The organism is Micromonospora sp. LOL_013, assembly GCF_048060315.1.
Lineage (GTDB): Bacteria > Actinomycetota > Actinomycetes > Mycobacteriales > Micromonosporaceae > Micromonospora_E.
Genome location: NZ_JBHMIQ010000005.1, coordinates 51,129 through 66,662, shown reverse-complemented (window position 1 = coordinate 66,662; position 15,534 = coordinate 51,129). Strand labels below are relative to the sequence as shown.

The following is a 15,534-nucleotide window of genomic DNA, read 5'->3' as shown; positions in this document are numbered from 1 at the left end:
GACGGCGGTGGACGGTCGGGGGGCGGACACCTCAGAGGATGCCGTTCTGCCGGGCGATCTCGATGTTCTGGTTGTGCTGGTCGAGGGTCTCGGCAAACGCCGAACGGCCCTCCTTGTCGATCGCCACGAAGTAGACCCAGTCCTCGTCCGGCGGGTTGATCGACCCTTCCAGGGCGGCCTTGCCCGGGTTGTTGATCGGCGTGGGCGGCAGCCCGCTGTGCGCGTGTGTGCTGTACGGATTGCTCTCGTCGTACAGCTCCTCGCGGGTCATGTCCTTGGACGCCTTGGTCTCCTGGCCGGTCAGCTCCCAGTAGTAGTTGACCGTCACATCGAACTGCAGGCAGCTGCACGGGAAGGTCTCGCTGTACACCCGGTTGTACGCCACCCGGGAGACCTTGGCGAGGTCCTCGGCGATGCCGGCCTCGGCCTGCGCCAGCGACGCGACGATCAACGCCTCGTACGGGCTGATCCCGCCGCGTTCGGCCTGCACCCGGTCGGCGTACTCCATCTCGCCGGTGACGGTCAGGAACCGGTTGACCATCACCCGGAGGATCTCCGGGGCGGTGACGTCGGGATCGAAGTCGTAGGTGTCCGGAAAGAGGAACCCTTCGGCGGAGACCGTCACCTCCTGCCCGTCGGTGCGGGTCATCCACCACTCGGGCACGCCCAGGGCCAACGGATCCTCGGCTGCGGTGGCGAACTCCTCCGCCGGGATGTCCGTCGACTCGGCCAGCAGCTGGTAGATCTGCTTGGCGGTACGGCCCTCCGGGATGGTCACCCGGTTGGATACCTTGTTCTCCAGGTCAAGCAGCAGGCTGAGCGCGGTCGCCGCGCTCATCTCCAGGCGCAGCGTGTAGAAACCCGGCTGGATGTTCTGGCTGCGGGAGTTGTCCCGGGCCTCGTTGACGAACGCCTTGGTGCTCTTGACCACGCCGGCGTCGACGAGGGTGTTGCCGATGTCGGTGGCGGTGTCGCCGGCCCGGACCTGGACCACCACCTCACCGGTGCCGCCGCCGGCGTAGTCCGGGGTGGCGAAGTAGCCCTGCACCCGGTCGAAGCCGTACCAGACGCCACCGCCGAGCATGCCGAGCAGCAGCACGGTGACCAGCAGCGCGGCGAAGGTCTTGCCGCGACCGCCACCGCCGGACGGCTTCTTGCGCCGCGCGCCCCGACGGTGCCGGCCTTTGTCGGCCCGGTCCTCGAAGGCGAGGTCCAGTTCGTCGATCATCACTTCTGCCTCCGCTGCGCATCCAGCCAGCTCTGCAGGATCTCCACGGCGGCCGCCTGGTCGACCACCGTACGTTGACGTCGTCCTCGGACGCCCCGCTCGGACAGCCTACGGCTAGCGACCACCGTCGACATCCTTTCGTCGGTCGTCAGGACTGAAATCGGCGATACCGCCACTTCGAGTAACCGCACGTATGCGCTGACCGCGTCGGCGGCCGGTCCGTGGCGACCGGCGAGGTTCACCGGCAGACCGACAATAACCGCACTGACCTCGTACTCACGGACTATCTGGACAATTTTCGCGATGTCCGTAGGCACGTCGGCCGGTGTCGTCGGGCCGCCGGTTGACAGGTCCCGCCGCACCGTCATCAACGGGGTGGCGAGAATGCCGTCCGGGTCGCTGATCGCCAGACCGACCCGGACCTGCCCCACGTCAACGCCGAGCCGGCGTCCACGGACGAAGGCGCTCACCTCGTACCGCTCATCTCAGGCCGTTCCGGCGATCGCCTTTTCGACCGCGACCAGCAGGTTCGCCGCCTCGGCCGCTGGCAGCCCACCGCCCTGCGCCAGGTCAGCGTTGCCGCCGCCCCGGCCGTGCAGCGCCCCTTTGACCAGGTCGGCGGCGGACACTCCACGCGACTTGCCGGCCGCGTTCACCGCCACCACCAGCGACGCCTTGCCGTTGGCCCGGGCCGCCACCGCGACCACCGCCGGTCGGGCCGGGTCGATCTTGCCCCGGATCTCCTGCGCCAAGGTCCGTACGTCGTTGCCGGCCGCGCCCTCGGGCGCCTCGGTGCCGACGTAGGCCACCCCGTGCACGTCACGCGCCTGGCCGGCGATCGCCGCCGCACCGCCGAGTACCAGCTGGGCGCGCAGCTTCTCCAGCTCCTTCTCCGCGTCGCGCAGCTGGGTGACGGTCTGCTGGACCCGGTCCGCGACCTGGTCGGCCGGCACCCGGTACAGCTCGGCGAGCCGCGCCACCAGCAGGTGCTCGCGGGCCAGGAAGTTGAACGCGTCGATGCCGACCAGCGCCTCCACCCGGCGCACGCCGGAGCCGATCGACGACTCGGAGAGAATCTTCACCACACCGAGCTGACCGGAGCGGGTCACATGCGTACCGCCGCACAGCTCCCGGGCGTAGTCACCGACCTCGACCACCCGGACCTCGTCGCCGTACTTCTCCCCGAACAGCGCCATCGCACCCAGCCGGCGCGCCTCCTCCTGCGAGGTGATGAACGCGTTCACCTCCAGGTCACGCAGCAGCACCTCGTTGACCTGCTGCTCGATGTCGTGCAGTACCGACGGCGCGACCGCGCCGGGGGTGTTGAAGTCGAACCGCAGCCGGCCCGGCGCGTTCAGCGACCCAGCCTGGGTCGCCGACTCGCCGAGAAAGTTGCGCATCGTCTGGTGCACCAGGTGCGTCGCGGTGTGCGACCGGGAGATCGCCCGCCGCCGCGGGATGTCGATCTCGGCGTAGCCGGACTCCCCGGCGCGCAGCTCGCCGCTGACCACCCGTGCCCGGTGCACGATCAGGCCCGGCACCGGCTGCTGCACGTCGAAGATCTCCACCCGGCCGGCGCCGACGGTGAGCAGGCCGGTGTCCGGCTGCTGGCCGCCGCCCTCGGCGTAGAACGGGGTGCTGTCCAGTACCAGCTCCACCACGTCGCCCTCACCGGCCGCGGGCAGCGCCGCGCCGCCGGCGCCGAGCAGCGCCCGGACCCGCGACTCACGGGACACTTCGGCGTAGCCGGTGAACTCCACCGGCCCGCCGCTGTCCAGCACCCCGCGGTACGCGGACATGTCCACGTGCCCGGTCTTGCGGGCCTGCGCGTCCGCCTTCGCCCGGGCCCGCTGCTCGGACATCAGCCGGCGGAAACCGTCCTGGTCGACCGAGAGCCCCTGCTCGGCGGCGATCTCCAGGGTGAGGTCGATCGGGAACCCGTAGGTGTCGTGCAGTTGGAAGGCCTGGTCGCCGGAGAGTTTACCGCCGCCGGCCGACCTGGTCTGGGCGATCGCCGTGTCCAGGATCGTGGTACCGGCGCGCAGCGTGGACAGGAAGGCGTCCTCCTCGGCGTACGCGTACGAAGAGATCCGCTCGAAGTCGGCGGCCAGCTCGGGGTACGACGGCGCCATGCAGTCCCGGGCCACCGGCAGCAGCTCCGGCAGGGCGCGCTCCTGCCAGCCGAGCAGCCGCACCGAACGGATCGCCCGACGCATGATCCGACGCAGCACGTAGCCGCGACCCTCGTTGGACGGGGTCACCCCGTCGCCGATCAGCATCAGCGCGGTCCGCACGTGGTCGGCGATCACCCGCAGCCGTACGTCGTCGGGGTGCGACTCGCTCGCCGCCTGGCCGGAGCCCGCGCCGTAGCGCTTACCGGTCAACTCGGCCGCCCGGTCCAGGATCGGACGTACCTCGTCGATCTCGTAGAGGTTGTCAACCCCCTGCAGGATCGACGCGATCCGCTCCAGGCCCATGCCGGTGTCGATGTTCTTCTTCGGCAGGTCGCCGACGATGTCGAAGACCTCTTTGCTCTGTACGTTGGTGATCTCGTACTGCATGAAGACGAGATTCCAGAACTCCAGGAAGCGGTCCTCGTCGACCTCCGGCCCGCCGTCCGGCCCGTACGCCGGACCCCGGTCGTAGTACAGCTCCGAGCACGGCCCCGCCGGCCCGGGGATACCCATCGACCAGAAGTTGTCCTTGTTGCCGCGGCGCACGATCCGCGCCGCAGGTACGCCGGTGCGCCGCCAGATGTCGGCCGCCTCGTCGTCGTCGAGGTAGACGGTGACCCAGATCCGCTCCGGGTCCATGCCGAACCCGCCCTGCTCCACCGGTTTGGTGGCCAGTTCCCAGGCCAGCGGGATCGCGCCTTCCTTGAAGTAGTCGCCGAACGAGAAATTGCCGTTCATCTGGAAGAAGGTGCCGTGCCGCGACGTCTTGCCGACCTCGTCGATGTCCGGGGTACGGATGCACTTCTGCACGCTCGTCGCCCGCTGGTACGGCGGGGTCCGCTGACCGAGGAAGTACGGCACGAACTGCACCATGCCCGCGTTGATGAACAGCAGGTTCGGGTCATCGATCGCGGGCAGCGGAGCTGACGGCACCACGGCATGGCCGTTGGCCTCGAAGTGCGCGAGGAACTGCCGCTTGATCTCCGCCGTTTTCACCGAACGTCCTCCTGGGGAAATATCTCCGCGTCACCGACGCTCGGGTCGCCCCGCAGGTCGGCGAACTGGTCGTCGAACGCCACGCCCTCGGCGAACGCGGCCTGGATCTGCTGCTCGCGCTCTGCCATGCCCTCGCGCACGTCCTCCACGAAGGTACGGACCGATTCGACGAAACCACCAGCGGATTCCGACAGCGAGGAGGCGATCCCGGACGGCGTGTAGGACTGGGCGGTCCGGGCCAGTTTGCGGACCACCACCGCGCCGACGGCGATGCCGACACCGAGCCAGAGCAGGCGTTTCATGACGGCGTCCTCCCGGTCATCCGGCGTTGCGCCGGGCTGCCCGGCGCCGCTGCTTCAGTTCCGCCCGTACGTCGCGCTCCTGCTCGGCGTGCCGACGGGCGGACGCGGCGCGCCGGACGCCGTACCCGAAGGCGGCGACCTTGACCAGCGGGTTCGCCGCCGCTGCCGAGACGACGGTGGCGAGGTTCGCCACGTTGGCGGTGACGTTCTGCGCGTGACCGGTCATCGTGTCGATCTTGGCGAGCTGGATGTTGACGCCGTCCAGCGTGGTGTGCACCTGCCCGAGCGCAGTGTTGACATTCTCCACCGAGGTGTTGACCTGGCCGAGTAGTGGACCGGTGCGGTCGTTCAGGTCGTTGATCGCCCTTGTCGCCGCGTCCACGGTGTGCCGCAGCCGCAGGATCGGCACCGCGAGCACCAGCACGAGCATCAGGAACGCTCCGGCCGCCACCAGCGCCGCGATCTGTCCACCGTCCATGCCTGTGTCCTCCTCTGTCACGACGCCTCGCCGCCGCTGCTCACCTGACGGCGGTCAGCTCGCGCCGCACCACCGTGCAGACCCTACCGTCAGTGATGGTCGTCCGCTCACGACGGTTCGACCTCCAGGTCCAGCAGCGGGTCGTCGGTGAAGACCGGATCCGGATCCTCACCGGTGAGCGATGGATCGGTGCTCGGCTGTGGCTTCATCCGGTCGTCACCGATCGCGTTGCGTACCTTGATCGACACGACCGAACCAGTGCAGGTCTCGGCCTCAGCGACCGGCGGCGAGTCGGCCGATTCCCCGTCGGTCGACCCACCGTCGGTCGACTCGCCGGATGGCGGCTCCACCGTCGGCCGCTGCAGTAACAGGTCGTCCGAGCAGGCCGGCGGCCGGACCCACAGGTCGAGGGTGAGTTCGTCGCGGGTCCAGCAGTTGTACTGGCCTTCGACCGGCTGGGACGGGCACAGCTCGGCGTCCCACGGCAGCCACCCGGCGTCGGTCAGTGCCGCAGTATAGACCTGGGCGGTCTCCTCGGTGCCGCGTTCGGAGGTCATCGTCCGCTCGCGGAACCGGCAGTCGATGAGGCACCAACGGCTCCCGCTGACCGCGTCGGTCCGCTCCTGCGCCGCCCACTCGGGCACGTCGAGTCGGTCAAGGGAGTTGAAGACCGGGTCGCGGGTCGCCGCCCGGATGCCGAAGTAGAGCGGGAGGGCGGCCAGCACCACGACGGCGACCATGATCAGGGCCATTGCCCGCAGCCGACGCTGCTGCAGGTTCGGGCGACCCTGCTCGGAACCCGACTGGTCGGCACCGGACTCCTCAGGGCCGGAGTGCTCGGGTTCCGACCGGTCAGGCCGGTACGGCCCGGACCGGACCGGCGAGCCACCCCCACCGGACACCGGGGCGACACCTCCCGGGACCGGCACGGCTCCCGGGACCGGCACGGCTCCCGGGACCGGCACGGCTCCCGGGACCGGCACGGCTCCGCCGGACACCGGGGCGAGTCCGGCCGGCGGCACCGGCCCACCCGGCCGCACCGGCACCGACGCCGACCGGGCCACCGTCGCCCCGGCCCCGGAGACCGGGCGGGGCGGGGCGGGCGTCGGCCGATCGTGGTGCGGCGGCGCGGCGGCACCGGCAGGTCCACCGGACACCGGCCGGCCAGGTGCCGGCGCGCCGGGCATCGTCGCGATGCCACCGGACCCGGGTTGAGCTGGTCGGCCGGGTTGAGCTGGTCGGCCCGGGGGGCTGGGGCGGCCGAAGGTGCCGGCCTCGTTGGGACGGCCCGGCGGGTCGGATCGACCCGGCTGGCCTGGGCGGATCGGACCGGTGGCGTACGGGTCCCGTCGATCGGTGGCCGGCGGCCCGGTCACCGGTGGTCGCGGCCTGCCACCGGCACCGGTCGGCACCGGCCCGGCTGCCGGGACCGTCGCCCGGCCGGGACCAGGGCGGGTGGCGGTCGGCGGGTCGGCCGGATGGACCGGCGGTCCTGCCGGGCGGGTTCCCGGACGGGGCGGCTGGTCGGTGCCCGGGCCAGGCTGCAGACCCCGGGCCGGTGGCACGGCACCGCCCGGCCCGGGGACCACGGGAGCGGCCAGGGGGCCGCCGGGGCCGCCCCGGGATGGCTGGCCAGGGATCGGCGCGGACCGCGCCGGGCGAGGCCCGCCCGAGGTCGGCCGGGCCGGCTCGAACGGCTGGCCGGCCGAGGCATGCCGGCCGGCCGACGGCCGCGATGGTGCCGGGCCGTCCCCCTCGCGGGTCTGACCCGCCCGGTCCGCCCCGGTGGCCGGGCCACGTTGGGGCGTCTCCGGGCGGCGTTGCCAGCCGCTGGTCTCGTCCGCCGGTTCCGGGGCGCGTCGACGTCCGCCGGACGACCTGACCGGCGGAATGATCCGGGTCTCGTCGCGTCCATCGGCACGGGGGCCGGACGTTGGTCGGGTCGGGGTGCCCGGCGCGGAACGGGGCCCGCCGAAGGCGTCGGCGGATGGCCGCTGCGGGGCGGACGGCGGCAACGGCGGTGCGTTGCCCGACTGCGGCACAACCGTGTCCGCCGCTGGCAGGCGTTGCGGCGGTCGCTGGTACCGGCCCGGGGTCGGGCTCGGCCCACCGGATACCGGGCTCGGCCCACCCGGGGCGGGGCTGACGGGCCGAGGTCGGGGTCGGGGTTCGGACGGTTCCGCGCCAGCCGGGGACACCGGCTCGGCCGGCCCTGGACCGGTGCGCGGCTGCGGACCCGGAGGCGGCTGCGGGCCGGCACCCGGCTGCGGACCCGGACCCGCAGGCGGCTGCGGATGTGGACGGGACGGGACGGCGGACCGGGAAACCGCCGAGCGGGACGGCGGGCCGTCCGTCGGGGAGTCGCCGGATGCCCCGGCGCCGCCGGGTCCGATGTCGATCCGCTGTTCCTTGGCGGTCCGCAGATCGTCCAGCCAGCCAGTCTCCTCGCCGCTGACCTCTTCCTCGACCGGTGCCCGGCCCCACCGGCGGCCCTTCGGCTTGCCCTCACGACGCTCGTCGGGGTGATCGGGGCGGTCAGAACCGCGCGCTCTCACTGCTGTACCTCCCCGGCAGCAACGCTGCCGCTGTCATCGGGCACCGGACCAGCCTCGGACGCTGGGACGGATGGATCAGGTTCGGCAGCACCAGCGGACGAGCCGGAGCCGGTGCGTCCAGCGGGCGCGCGGGTGTCGGGCGGCAGGCCGCGCACGATCCGGCGGAGCACCGGCAGCCGCGCGGAGACCGTCCGTTCGGCGCCATGCTCGGTCGGGCGGTAGTAGTCGACACCGGCGAGCTCGTCGGGCGGGTACTGCTGGGTAACCACCCCCCGGTGGTCGTCGTGAGGGTAACGGTAGCCGCCTCCATGGCCGATCCGCCGCGCGCCCGAGTAGTGGCTGTCCCGTAGATGTGCCGGCACCGTCCCGCCCCGGCCGGCCCGTACGTCGGCGACGGCCGCCGCCAGCGCTGCCGTGGTCGAGTTGGACTTCGGGGCGGTGGCCAGGTGGATCACCGCCTGGGCAAGGTTGAGTTGTGCCTCCGGCAGCCCCACGTACTCCACGGCGTGGGCGGCCGCGGTCGCCACCGACAGCGCAACCGGGTCGGCCATCCCCACGTCCTCGCTGGCGAAGATCACGATCCGTCGGGCGATGAACCTGGCGTCCTCCCCGGCGACCAGCATCCGGGCCAGCCAGTGCAGCGCGGCGTCGACGTCCGAGCCACGCATGCTCTTGATGAACGCGCTGGTCACGTCGTAATGGGCGTCGCCGTCGCGGTCATAGCGCACCGCAGCGACGTCGATCGCCCGCTCGGCGGTACGCAGGTCGATCTCTCCGGTGTCGGTCGCGGTGGCCGCCGAGGCCGCCGCCTCCAGGGCGGTGAGCGCCTTGCGCACGTCGCCACCGGCCAACCGGACCAGGTGGTCCTCGGCCGGCGGGGACAGCCGCAGCGCGCCGCCGAGTCCACGTTCGTCGGTCACCGCGCGCCGGAGCAGATCACGGACCGCCTCGTCGCCGAGCGGCCGCAGGGTGAGCAGGACACACCGCGACAGTAACGGCGAGATGACCGAAAAGTGGGGGTTTTCGGTGGTTGCCGCCAGCAACGTCACGGTACGGTCCTCGACCGCCGCGAGCAGCGAATCCTGCTGGGTCTTACTGAAGCGGTGCACCTCGTCGATGAACAGCACCGTCGGCAACCCGCCGGTACGCCGTTGCCGTCGGGCCTCGTCTATCACCGCGCGGACGTCCTTGACTCCGGCGGACAGCGCCGACATCGCCACGAAGCGACGGTCGGTGGCCCGGGCCACCAGGTGGGCGATCGTCGTCTTGCCGCAGCCCGGCGGCCCCCAGAGGATGACCGACATCGGCGCGGTGCCGGTCACCAACTGCCGCAGCGGCGCACCCGGGGCGAGCAGATGCTCCTGGCCGACCAGCTCGTCGAGGCTCGCCGGACGCATCCGTACCGGCAACGGCGCCGATGTGGTCGGGCCGGAGCCGGAGTCTCCCGCCACCACACCGCCCGCCGGCGACGCATCGCGGCGGTGCTCGGCGGGGGGGTAGGAGAAGAGGACGTCGGACTCCATCAGCAAGACAGTACCGGCCCGATCTCGGACGCCGGAAATGCACAGAGATCGGGTTAGTGAACAGCCGGGTCAGCTGCGCCGACGGCGCCGGGACCAACCGCCGCCGGTGCCACGACCGACCCCGGCGAAGAACAGGGTCAGGCAGAGCAGGCCGATCAGCACCATGGTGTTCCAGTTGAACAGGTCGGGCGCACCGAGATCGGTGTCGAGCAGGTCGAGCAGCAGGGCGAAGCCGAAGACGACAGCCGCAGCGATGGCGAACATCAGATCCTCCTGGGGGTTAAGTCGGTCGGCCGATCCATACCCAACGGCCGCGCCGGCCAATCCAGCTTGGACCAGGCGAGACCAGGTACAGCGGTGCGGCCGCGGCCAGCACGGCCGCGCCGACCAGCATCGCCAGGCTGACCGAGGCGGAACCGGCGATGGCCATCAGCACCACCCCTCCGAGGGCACCAGCCGGTTGAGCGACCATCGAGTTGAGCGAGACGACGCTGGTCCGGTGCGGTCCGTCCACCTGCCGGTGCAGCAGGCCCAGGTGCACCGGGTTCGACGCACCGTGGATGGCGTAGCAGGCCAGATAGGCCACGATCACCCCGACCGGCCCGGCAAGCAGCGCCATCGCGACCACGGTCACCCCTTGCAGAATCCGGAACGCCGCAGCGGTCACCGGTGCGCCGAGCCGCCGGCTGAACGCCGGCACCAGGGCCGCGCCACCGGCCGACGCCAACCAGGCGACCGCGCCGACCGGGCCGAGCAGCGCCGCCGCCCGGTCGGCGTCGCCGGCCACCTCCGCCAGCCGCACCGGCATCAACGTCTCGAAGGAGATCATGCCGAATCCCCAGAACAGCTCGACCGAGATCAGGGCGAGCAGAATCCGGGACCGCCGCAGCAGCCCCAGTGCGCCGAGCACAACGGACGGCACCTGCCGGACCGAAGCGGTGAGCGTCAGTGCCCCGCCCGCCGGCCGCACCTCGACCAGCAGCAGCGCCAGGCCGACCAGGCCGACGACCTGCAGCACCCCGGCAACCACGACCGGCCCGATCAACGCGCTGACCGGACCGACCGGCCCAAGCGCCACCAGCGCACCGCTGACCAGGGCGCCGGCGGCGATCGCTAGACCGCCCACAACTCCCCCGTGGCTCAACCCACCTTCGTATCGTGCATCGGGGTCGGTGGCGAGCATGGCGTCGACGTACCAGGAATCCAGCGGCCCGCTCTCCAATGCCCGGTAGAGGCCCTGCAGCAGCATCACGGCGAAGAACAGGGCGAAGGAGTCCGCGACGACCAGCAGCGCCAGCGCCAGCAGGTTCGCCGCCGCCGCGCCGATCAGCACCGGCTTGCGACCAACCGCGTCGGCCAGGCCGCCGGTGGGCAGCTCCAGCAGCAGTACGGCGAACCCCTGCGCGGCGACGACCAGGCCGATCTGCGGCAGCGTCAGTCCGCGCTCCAGCATCAGCAGCACCGTGACGGGGATCAGCAGTCCGGTCGGTGCCCAGCGCAGGCCGTGCAGGATCAGGTAGCGCCGGCGCACCTGCCGGGCGGCCAGGGCGGTCACGGCTGGTCTCCGACCAGCTCATTCCCGGCCGACCCGGCCCGGTCCGCGCCACCGCCCTTGGCCACGCGTGGGAAGGCGTACATGTACAACATCACCTGCTCGGCCGGCCCGTCACCCGGGCCGGGATCGGTGCGGTACCGCTCGATGACCTCGTCGAGGTCGGCGTTGAGTCGCCGCAGCTGGTCGACGGTGAGGGTCAACCGGGTGTCGGAGTACTCCGCGGCGTCACGCCATTCGGTGGAGTAGCCGTCCCGGGCGGTGTGCCAGTCCTCCGCCCAGCGGACGAACTGCTGCACGAAGTAGCTGTTCAGCCAGTCGGCCGCGGCGCGGGCGTCTGGGTCGTCATCGAAGGACGTGTTGCGCCACGAGCTGACCTGGTGCACCGCCCGCCACCACCGCTCCCGGCCGGTGCCCCGGGCCGGCTCCTCGCGGACCAGCCCGGCGTCGGCGAGCTTGCGCAGGTGGTAGCTGGTGGCGCCGGTGTTGGTGCCCAGTTCGTGAGCGAGGCTGGTGGCGGTCGCCGGGCCGTCCAGGCGCAGCGCGCCGAGCAGCCGCAACCGCAGCGGGTGGGCCAGGGTGCGGACCTGGTCCCCGGTTAGCCAGACCGTCGACTGTTGCTCTTCCATATTCTGCACAATAAACCTGCAAATAAAGTGTGCACAATATATGTGCATAGTTTCTCTGGAACCGGTGGGGGCATGGGCCGCAGACATGCGTGGGCCCGGGGTGCACGTGCACCCCGGGCCCACGGCCGAAGGACAGTTACCCGGTCAGGACGGCTCCACCAGGGCTGCCACCCCGGCCGTTCCGGCTGCTGGGGTCGGCGCGACACCGGCCGGTGGCTTCGGCCTGGCGTCCACCCCGGCCTCGACCCGCTGCTGCGCCGTGATCGGCGTCGGCGCCTGGGTCAGCGGGTCGAACCCGCCACGCGTCTTCGGAAACGCGATCACCTCACGGATCGAGTCCACGCCGGCCAGGAGCATGCAGATCCGGTCCCAGCCGAACGCGATGCCGCCGTGCGGCGGCGGGCCGTACTTGAACGCCTCCAGCAGGAAGCCGAACTTGTCGGCCGCCTCCTGTTCGCTGATGCCCAGCAGGTCGAACACCCGTCGTTGCACGTCGGCCCGGTGGATACGGACCGAGCCGCCGCCGATCTCGTTGCCGTTGCAGACGATGTCGTACGCGTACGCCAGGGCCTCCCCGGGCGCGCCGTCGAAACGGTCCAGCCACTCGTCGGTCGGCGAGGTGAACGGGTGGTGCACCGCCGTCCAGCCGCCCTCCTCCGTCGGCTCGAACATCGGCGCGTCCACCACCCAGCAGAACGCCCACGCGCTCTCGTCGACCAGGTTGGCCCGCTGGGCGATCTCGATGCGGGCCGCGCCGAGCAGCTCCTGCGCCTCCCGCCGGTTGGTCGAGGCGGCGAAGAAGATCGCGTCGCCGGGCTTGGCGCCGACCGCGTCGGCCAGCCCGCCCAGGTGCTCGGCCGACAGGTTCTTCGCCACCGGGCCGCGCGGCTCACCGGTTTCGGCGTCCAGCACCACGTACGCCAGGCCCCGCGCACCGCGCGCCTTGGCCCAGTCCTGCCAGCCGTCCAGCTCCTTGCGGGTCTGCGCGGCACCGCCAGGCATCACCACCGCCCCGACGTAGCCGCCCGCGTCGATCGCCCCGGCGAACACCCGGAACGCCGTGCCGCGCAGGTAGCCGGTCAGCTCGGTCAGCTCCACGCCGTAGCGCAGGTCCGGCTTGTCGGAACCGTACCGGTCCATCGCCTCGTGCCAGGTGATCCGCGGCACCGGTCCGGTGATCTCGTGCCCGGCCAGCTCCCGCCACAGCGCGCCGACAATCGACTCGCCCAGCTCGATCACGTCGTCCTGGGTGACGAACGACATCTCGATGTCCAGCTGGGTGAACTCCGGCTGCCGATCGGCCCGGAAGTCCTCGTCGCGGTAGCAGCGGGCGATCTGGTAGTACCGCTCCATCCCGGCGACCATCAGCAGCTGCTTGAACAACTGCGGCGACTGCGGCAGGGCATACCAGGTGCCGGGCTGCAGCCGCACCGGCACCAGAAAGTCGCGGGCCCCTTCCGGCGTGGACCGGGTCAGCGTCGGGGTCTCGATCTCCACGAAGTCACGGTCGTGCAGCACCGTACGGGCGATCTGGTTGGCCCGCGACCGCAGCCGCAGCGCCCCGGCCGGACCGCTGCGACGCAGGTCCAGGTAGCGGTACCGCAGCCGGACGTCGTCGCCGGCGTCGACCTGGTCGTCGATGGGCAGCGGCAGCGGCGCGGCCTCGGACAGCACGGTCAGCTCGGTCGCGGTGACCTCGACCTCGCCGGTGGCCAACTCCGGGTTGTCGTTGCCCTCCGGGCGGCGGTCCACGACACCGGTCACCCGTACGCAGAACTCGTTACGCAGCGCGTGGGCCAGCTGCATCTCCTCGCGGAACACCACCTGCGCCACGCCGGAGGCGTCGCGTAGGTCGACGAAGATGACCCCGCCGTGGTCGCGCCGGCGGGCCACCCACCCGGCAAGCGTCACCGTCGTGCCGGCGTGCGTGGCGCGCAGGCCGCCGGCGTCATGGGTACGAATCACGGCACGGAACTCCTCATCGCGGGTATGGGACTGCTTCCGCATTGTGTCAGCCCGTCCGGTACCGGTCCGCGCCGATCCCGACCCCGCCGGCACGTACCATCACCGGGCCCGACACCATCGCCACCGCTCGCCGCCGGTCCCGGAGTTCACATGCTGCTGCTGAGTTTCGCCGCCGTACTGCTACTCGCCGTGCTGGTGTCGGCGCTGGCCCACCGCACCATCCTGTCCACGGCGGCGTTGTTCCTGGTCGCCGGCTTCCTACTCGGGCCGCAGACCACCGGCGTGCTGGACGTGCAGGCCGACTCGTCGATCGTCAACACCCTCGCCGAGCTGGCGCTGTTCGCCGTGCTGTTCACCGACGGGATGCGGGTCGGCTGGCAGGACCTGCGCTCCGCCTGGCGGCTGCCCGGCCGGGCGCTGGGCTGGGGGCTGCCGCTCACCTTGTTGATCACCGCGGTGCTGGCCCACTACGTAGCCGGGCTGGGCTGGGCGGAATCGCTGCTGATCGGCGCGGTGCTGGCCCCGACCGACCCGGTGTTCGCCGCCGCGCTGGTCGGCAACGAGAAGGTGCCGTACCGGCTGCGGCATCTGCTCAACGTCGAGTCCGGGATCAACGACGGCCTCGCGTTGCCGTTCGTGATCCTGTTCCTGGCGATCGCCACCGGCTCCGGCGACCTGCACCTGAACGAGCTGGCCACCGAACTCGCCGTCGGCCTGGCCATCGGAGTCGCCGTTCCCGCACTGGCGATCGCCCTGGAACGGACCCGGTGGTTCTCCGCGTCGGCCCTGTACGCACCGCTCAACGGGGTGGCGATCGGGCTGCTGGTGCTGGCTCTCGGCCAGGCCACCCACGGCAACCTGTTCCTGGCCGCGTTCGCCGCCGGCAGCACCATCGCCACCTTCGGCCCTCGTCAACGGGCCGCCTTCGAGCACTTCGGCGAAAGCGTCTCCGAGCTGCTGAAGCTGGCTGCCCTGCTGGTCTTCGGCGCGCTGATCTCGATCGAGTTCCTCGGCGAGATCTCCTGGCCGGGGTGGGTCTTCGCAGTGTTGGCCATCTTCGTCGCCCGGCCGGTGGCGCTGGCCATCGCATTCATCCGCTCCGGGTTGGCGCCCCGGGAGCAGGCGGCGGCCATGTGGTTCGGGCCGAAGGGCTTCGCCTCGGTGGTGTACGGCCTGATCGTGCTCAAGTCCGGCATCGACGCCGCCGACGAGGTGTTCCATCTGGTCGCCCTGACCATCGTGATCTCGATCCTGCTGCACTCGTCGACCGACGTGGTGATCGCCAACGCCTTCGACGACGAACGGGAGACGCCGGCCTGGCACGACCGCTTCCGGCGTACCCCCGACACCCCCGACCCGCCTGCGGCTGCCGGCACCGACCAGGACGGGGGCCATCCGAACTGACGACGGATGGCCCCGTCATGGAATCATGGACTCATCCCGGAATCTTCCAGGCATCCATCCGCAGGCTGACCGCTCCGTCAGCGGACACTCCAGTGATCTCCAACTTGACGACAAGCTGCGCAATGCCCGAGTTGATGGCCGCCGCACGGCTCGTCCAGAGGCAGAGCACCACGCCCTGGCGGACCGGCACCTGGGCCTCGGCACCGAGGGGCGCGATGCGGATCTGTTCCGAGCAGTCGTGCGGGGTGAGTCCCGACTCGGCTACCTGGCTGCCACGTACGTCCTGGCCGAGCACCAGGTTCGCCGGTGCGTTGCTGTAGCCGCCGCGTAGCGTGATGTCCGCCACGGCCGCCGGAGCATCGGCCAGTGGCTCGTCCAGATCGGCGTGCATGCTCCTGTTGTTGCCGGACAGTCGCAGCGTCAACGTCTGCTGCGAGTAGTGGACCACGTACTGAGTCTGCGCGTCGAGCGGCGGCTGCGCGGTCGGATCAACTGACGGATCACCGCCGGGCGGCGTGGTGGGCTCCGACCATTCCGGCGTCGCGGGCCCGTCGGGAGTCGCCGGCGCCTCGATCGTCGGCGCGCTGCCCGGCCCCGGCTCCTCGTCACCACCGGCCGACGTTGCCATCGCATCGACACGGTCCGCCGTCCGCAGGGCGATCACGATCGACGTGGCGGCGAACACGAACGCGGCCGCCGCGAGCACTACCGCCCCCGCGACCAGCAAC

13 protein-coding genes are annotated in these 15,534 nt (G+C 71.5%); 1 reads left to right on the top strand and 12 read right to left on the bottom strand.

The features are described from left to right. Positions 1 to 31 precede the first annotated feature (31 nt). The 11 genes from mltG to aspS all read right to left on the bottom strand — a co-directional run bounded on the left by mltG (position 32) and on the right by aspS (position 13,402). Positions 32 to 1,228 carry an endolytic transglycosylase MltG gene (mltG, locus tag ACFHWS_RS05135; RefSeq protein ID WP_416556748.1) on the bottom strand — a complete coding sequence of 399 codons (1,197 nt, stop codon included), beginning with the start codon at positions 1,226 to 1,228 and terminating at the stop codon, positions 32 to 34. Then, a complete protein-coding gene (ruvX, locus tag ACFHWS_RS05130) occupies positions 1,228 to 1,698 on the bottom strand; it encodes a Holliday junction resolvase RuvX (RefSeq protein WP_416556749.1) in 471 nt (156 codons plus the stop codon). Before ruvX ends, mltG begins: the two co-directional genes overlap by 1 nt. 15 nt (positions 1,699 to 1,713) lie before the next feature. Then, complete coding sequence (gene alaS / locus ACFHWS_RS05125) at positions 1,714 to 4,398, bottom strand: alanine--tRNA ligase (protein ID WP_416556750.1); 2,685 nt, start codon at positions 4,396 to 4,398, stop codon at positions 1,714 to 1,716. Continuing rightward, positions 4,395 to 4,700, bottom strand: coding sequence for a hypothetical protein (locus tag ACFHWS_RS05120; protein ID WP_416556751.1), 306 nt, complete (start codon positions 4,698 to 4,700; stop codon positions 4,395 to 4,397). The genes alaS and ACFHWS_RS05120 overlap by 4 nt, the downstream gene beginning before the upstream one ends. A 16-nt stretch (positions 4,701 to 4,716) precedes the next feature. Further along, positions 4,717 to 5,178: a DUF948 domain-containing protein gene (locus ACFHWS_RS05115; RefSeq protein WP_123601158.1), complete on the bottom strand. Its 462-nt coding sequence runs from the start codon at positions 5,176 to 5,178 to the stop codon at positions 4,717 to 4,719. Between the two features lie 107 nt (positions 5,179 to 5,285). Continuing rightward, positions 5,286 to 5,954 carry a hypothetical protein gene (locus tag ACFHWS_RS05110; protein ID WP_416556809.1) on the bottom strand — a complete coding sequence of 223 codons (669 nt, stop codon included), beginning with the start codon at positions 5,952 to 5,954 and terminating at the stop codon, positions 5,286 to 5,288. A 1,775-nt stretch (positions 5,955 to 7,729) separates the two neighbouring features. Continuing rightward, positions 7,730 to 9,256 carry a replication-associated recombination protein A gene (locus ACFHWS_RS05105; protein ID WP_416556752.1) on the bottom strand — a complete coding sequence of 509 codons (1,527 nt, stop codon included), beginning with the start codon at positions 9,254 to 9,256 and terminating at the stop codon, positions 7,730 to 7,732. Positions 9,257 to 9,325: 69 nt separating this feature from the next. Next, a complete protein-coding gene (locus ACFHWS_RS05100) occupies positions 9,326 to 9,520 on the bottom strand; it encodes a hypothetical protein (RefSeq protein ID WP_416556753.1) in 195 nt (64 codons plus the stop codon). 16 nt (positions 9,521 to 9,536) lie between these two features. Further along, positions 9,537 to 10,811: an MFS transporter gene (locus tag ACFHWS_RS05095; RefSeq protein ID WP_416556754.1), complete on the bottom strand. Its 1,275-nt coding sequence runs from the start codon at positions 10,809 to 10,811 to the stop codon at positions 9,537 to 9,539. Then, the gene (locus ACFHWS_RS05090; protein WP_416556755.1) at positions 10,808 to 11,437 is read right to left on the bottom strand and encodes a helix-turn-helix domain-containing protein; all 630 of its coding nucleotides are present in this window, start codon (positions 11,435 to 11,437) and stop codon (positions 10,808 to 10,810) included. The genes ACFHWS_RS05095 and ACFHWS_RS05090 overlap by 4 nt, the downstream gene beginning before the upstream one ends. A gap of 144 nt (positions 11,438 to 11,581) precedes the next feature. Continuing rightward, complete coding sequence (gene aspS / locus ACFHWS_RS05085) at positions 11,582 to 13,402, bottom strand: aspartate--tRNA ligase (protein WP_416556756.1); 1,821 nt, start codon at positions 13,400 to 13,402, stop codon at positions 11,582 to 11,584. Between the two features lie 150 nt (positions 13,403 to 13,552). On the opposite strand from aspS, the gene ACFHWS_RS05080 reads away from it, so the two are divergent. Further along, on the top strand, positions 13,553 to 14,806 hold the full coding sequence (locus ACFHWS_RS05080) for a cation:proton antiporter (RefSeq protein WP_416556757.1): 1,254 nt from the start codon (positions 13,553 to 13,555) through the stop codon (positions 14,804 to 14,806). Between the two features lie 31 nt (positions 14,807 to 14,837). On the opposite strand, the gene ACFHWS_RS05075 is transcribed toward ACFHWS_RS05080, so the two are convergent. Continuing rightward, entirely contained in the window at positions 14,838 to 15,533 is a 696-nt protein-coding gene (locus ACFHWS_RS05075; RefSeq protein WP_416556758.1) for a hypothetical protein, read from the bottom strand. Between the last annotated feature and the right edge of the window lies 1 nt (position 15,534).

Excerpts from the sequence above, each read along its gene's own strand:
- ACFHWS_RS05115 (WP_123601158.1), bottom strand. The coding sequence starts at position 5,178 with ATGGACGGTGGACAGATCGCGGCGCTGGTGGCGGCCGGAGCGTTCCTG.
- ACFHWS_RS05105 (WP_416556752.1), bottom strand. The coding sequence starts at position 9,256 with ATGGAGTCCGACGTCCTCTTCTCCTACCCCCCCGCCGAGCACCGCCGC.
- ACFHWS_RS05120 (WP_416556751.1), bottom strand. The coding sequence starts at position 4,700 with ATGAAACGCCTGCTCTGGCTCGGTGTCGGCATCGCCGTCGGCGCGGTG.
- ACFHWS_RS05100 (WP_416556753.1), bottom strand. The coding sequence starts at position 9,520 with ATGTTCGCCATCGCTGCGGCTGTCGTCTTCGGCTTCGCCCTGCTGCTC.
- ACFHWS_RS05090 (WP_416556755.1), bottom strand. The coding sequence starts at position 11,437 with ATGGAAGAGCAACAGTCGACGGTCTGGCTAACCGGGGACCAGGTCCGC.
- ACFHWS_RS05080 (WP_416556757.1), top strand. The coding sequence starts at position 13,553 with ATGCTGCTGCTGAGTTTCGCCGCCGTACTGCTACTCGCCGTGCTGGTG.
- mltG (WP_416556748.1), bottom strand. The coding sequence starts at position 1,228 with ATGATCGACGAACTGGACCTCGCCTTCGAGGACCGGGCCGACAAAGGC.